Genomic DNA, 3,378 nt, shown 5'->3' on the forward strand with positions numbered 1-3,378 from the left:
TGTGGTTTGACTGGAGCAACCGGTTTGTCTGGATTGTGCTGCTGGTCACGCTGGGGTTTGGGGCCATCGGCTGGTCAGACGACTGGCGCAAAGTGGTCAACAAAGACCCCGAGGGCATGCCCTCGCGCGAGAAATACCTGTGGCAGTCGCTGATTGGCCTGGTGGCGGCGCTTTACCTGGTGTTTTCTATTTCCGAGAACACCAACTACCGCGTGTTGGAGCTGTTTTTCACCTGGATTCAATCTGGCTTTGACATGAGCTTGCCGCCCAAAGCCGGGCTGATGGTGCCGTTTTTCAAAGAAATCAGCTATCCCTTAGGGGTGCTGGGTTTTGTCGTGCTGTCGTACTTGGTGATTGTGGGCTCCAGCAACGCCGTCAACCTGACCGACGGGTTGGACGGTCTGGCCATCATGCCGGTGGTGATGGTGGGCGCGTGTTTGGGCGTGTTTGCTTACGTCACCGGCAATGTGGTGTTTTCGCGCTACCTGTTTCTGCCCCACATTGCCGGTGCTGGTGAATTGATGATTTTTTGCTCGGCCATGGCCGGCGCGGGCTTGGCCTTTTTGTGGTTTAACACCCACCCCGCGCAGGTGTTCATGGGTGACGTGGGTGCGCTGGCGCTGGGCGGGGCGTTGGGCACAGTGGCGGTGATCGTGCGGCAAGAGATTGTGCTGGCCATCATGGGCGGCGTGTTTGTGGCTGAAGCCCTGTCGGTGATGCTGCAGGTGACTTACTTCAAGTACACCAAAAAACGCTTTGGCCAGGGCCGGCGGATTTTGAAAATGGCACCGCTGCACCATCACTTTGAAAAAAGTGGCTGGAAAGAAACCCAGGTGGTGGTGCGCTTTTGGATCATTACCATGCTGCTGTGTCTGGTGGGTTTGAGCACTTTGAAGCTGAGGTAAGCGTGAATACCCTCATGCCTTTGTCTGAGACGCTGCCTGTGCCGCCTGATGCGCTGGTGGATGCGACGCCCTTGCCCAGCTTGCACCCGCTGCACGGCATGGGTGTGCTGGTGTTGGGCTTGGGCGTGTCGGGCCTGGCCATGGCGCGCTGGTGTGCCCAGTGTGGTGCGCAGGTTACCGTGGCCGACACCCGCAGTGCACCGCCACAGCTGGCCGTGCTGCAGCGCGAGGTACCGGGTGCCCAGTTTGTGGCGGGCGCGTTCAGCGCGGCATTGGTGCAGGGTACGCCGGTGCGCGCCGTGTTCAAAAGCCCGGGCTTGAGCCCTGCGCAAACAGCACCTGTGATGGAAGCTGCACAGGCCATGGGCATCAGCGTGGCAGGTGAATTGGGCTTGTATGCCCAAGCGCTTGATTTTCTGAAAACCACACAAAACTATGCCCCCAAGGTGCTGGCCATCACCGGCACCAATGGCAAAACCACCGTCACCTCGCTGACCGGGCAACTGGTGGCGCGCGCGGGCAAAACAGTGGCCGTGGCGGGCAACATTGGCCCCACGCTGCTTGACACTTTGAGCGAGCTGCTGCAAGCCAACACCCTGCCTGAGGTCTGGGTGCTGGAGTTGTCGAGCTTTCAGCTTGATGGTGAAAAAACCTTTGAGCCGTGTGCCGCCACCGTGCTCAATGTGACGCAAGATCATCTGGACTGGCATGGTTCCATGGCCGCCTATGCGCAGGCCAAAACTGCCGTGTTTGGGGCAGCCGGCTTGATGGTCTTGAACCGTGACGACCCGTGTGTGATGGCCATGCGGCCTGAGCCGGTCAAGGTGCGGCTGCAAAAACTGCGGCAGCGCCCGTACCTCAGCTTTGGTGGCAACCTGCCCGAGCGCCCTGGCGACTTTGGCCTGGAAGTGCAAAACGGCATGACCTGGCTGGTGCGCGCCCTGGAGGCTGATGAAACCCACAAGCTGCGCAAAGGCGAGTTGCCCGACATCCACCTGCAGCGCCTGATGCCGGCTGACGCGCTGCGCATACGCGGCCGCCACAACGCCATCAACGCCTTGGCCGCGCTGGCGCTGGCTTGCAGCGCCGGCTGTGCCTTGGCACCGATGCTTTATGGCCTGCGCGAATACCGGGGCGAGCCACACCGGGTGCAGCCGGTTGGCACGGTGAGCGATGTTGAATTTTTTGACGACAGCAAAGGCACCAATGTTGGCGCCACCGTGGCAGCCTTGCACGGCCTGGGCGCTGACCGCAAGGTGGTGCTGATTTTGGGTGGCGAAGGCAAGGGGCAAGACTTCAGCCCGCTGGCCGACCCGGTGCACCGCTTTGTGCGCGCAGTGGTGCTGATCGGGCGCGATGCGCCACTGATTCGTGCCGCGCTGGCTGTCACCCCCGTGCCGCTGCTCGACGCGCCGGACATGCCTGGCGCTGTCACCCTGGCCGCAAGCCAAGCCAAGCCGGGCGATGCGGTGCTGATGTCACCCGCCTGTGCCAGCTTTGACATGTTTGACGATTACGCGCACCGCGCCCGCGTCTTTGTGCAAGCGGTGCACGACCTGGCGCTTGAGGCCGGTGTGCTGCTGGAAGGCGAGCCATGAGTCAGGTGGCTAGCAGTCTTTACGGCCGTCTGGCGCAATTGGGTAGCGTTTGGGGGCGTGCCAAGTCGGCCACCAGCGAAGTGCTGCCGGTGCGCTTGGGTGTTCGCCACCCAAGCGCCACCCGCGCCGCATCCAGCCAAGTGCAAGACTTTGATGTCAGCCTGGTGTGGGTCACGGTGGCGCTGTTGCTGTGGGGGCTGGTGATGGTCTATTCGGCCTCGATTGCCATGCCTGAGAACCCGCGTTTCGCCAAATACACCCCCACTTACTTTTTGGTACGCCATGCGCTGTGGCTGTTTTTGGCTGGGGTGGGGGCGCTGTTGGCCTACCAAGTGCCGCTCAAAGTGTGGGAAAAAATGGCGCGTCCACTGTTTGTGCTGTCACTGGTGTTGCTGCTGCTGGTGCTGATTCCAGGCATTGGCAAGGTGGTCTATGGCGCCCGGCGCTGGATTGGCTTGGGACCCTTGAGTTTTCAGCCCTCGGAGCTGGCCAAGTTCACCATACTGCTGTATGCCGCTGATTACATGGTGCGCAAGATGAAAGAGCGCGAAAACTTCATCCGTGCGGTCTGGCCCATGGGGCTGGCCACCGCCTTGGTGGGCGGGCTGCTGCTGGCCGAGCCCGACATGGGTGCGTTCATGGTGATCGCTGTGATTGCCATGGGCATCTTGTTTTTGGGGGGGGTCAACGCCCGCATGTTTTTCTTGATCTCGTTTGTGCTGATGGGCGCTTTTGCCGCCATCATTGCCGCCAGCCCATGGCGGCGCGAGCGCATTTTTGCCTACCTTGACCCGTGGAGCGAAACCAATGCACTGGCCAAAGGTTACCAACTCACCCATTCGCTGATCGCCATTGGCCGGGGTGAAATTTGGGGC

At 61.1% G+C, this 3,378-nt stretch carries 3 protein-coding genes; all 3 read left to right on the forward strand.

Annotated features, from left to right (window positions below):
• Positions 1-905: phospho-N-acetylmuramoyl-pentapeptide-transferase (gene mraY / locus PHT20_RS16425; RefSeq protein ID WP_301021377.1), on the forward strand; the 905-nt coding region annotated here is incomplete at its 5' end.
• Between the two features lie 98 nt (positions 906-1,003).
• Positions 1,004-2,503 (forward strand): UDP-N-acetylmuramoyl-L-alanine--D-glutamate ligase, encoded by a 1,500-nt coding sequence (gene murD, locus PHT20_RS16430; protein WP_301021379.1) that lies wholly within the window; start codon positions 1,004-1,006, stop codon positions 2,501-2,503.
• A partial coding sequence (locus PHT20_RS16435; RefSeq protein ID WP_301021378.1) for an FtsW/RodA/SpoVE family cell cycle protein occupies positions 2,500-3,378 on the forward strand: 879 nt, incomplete at its 3' end. The genes murD and PHT20_RS16435, both read left to right, overlap by 4 nt.

Origin of the sequence: Rhodoferax sp. (assembly GCF_028715765.1) — a bacterium.
Lineage (GTDB): Bacteria > Pseudomonadota > Gammaproteobacteria > Burkholderiales > Burkholderiaceae_C > Rhodoferax.

Coding starts and splice junctions, on each gene's coding strand:
- murD (WP_301021379.1), top strand. CDS start 1,004: ATGGGTGTGCTGGTGTTGGGCTTGGGCGTGTCGGGCCTGGCCATGGCG.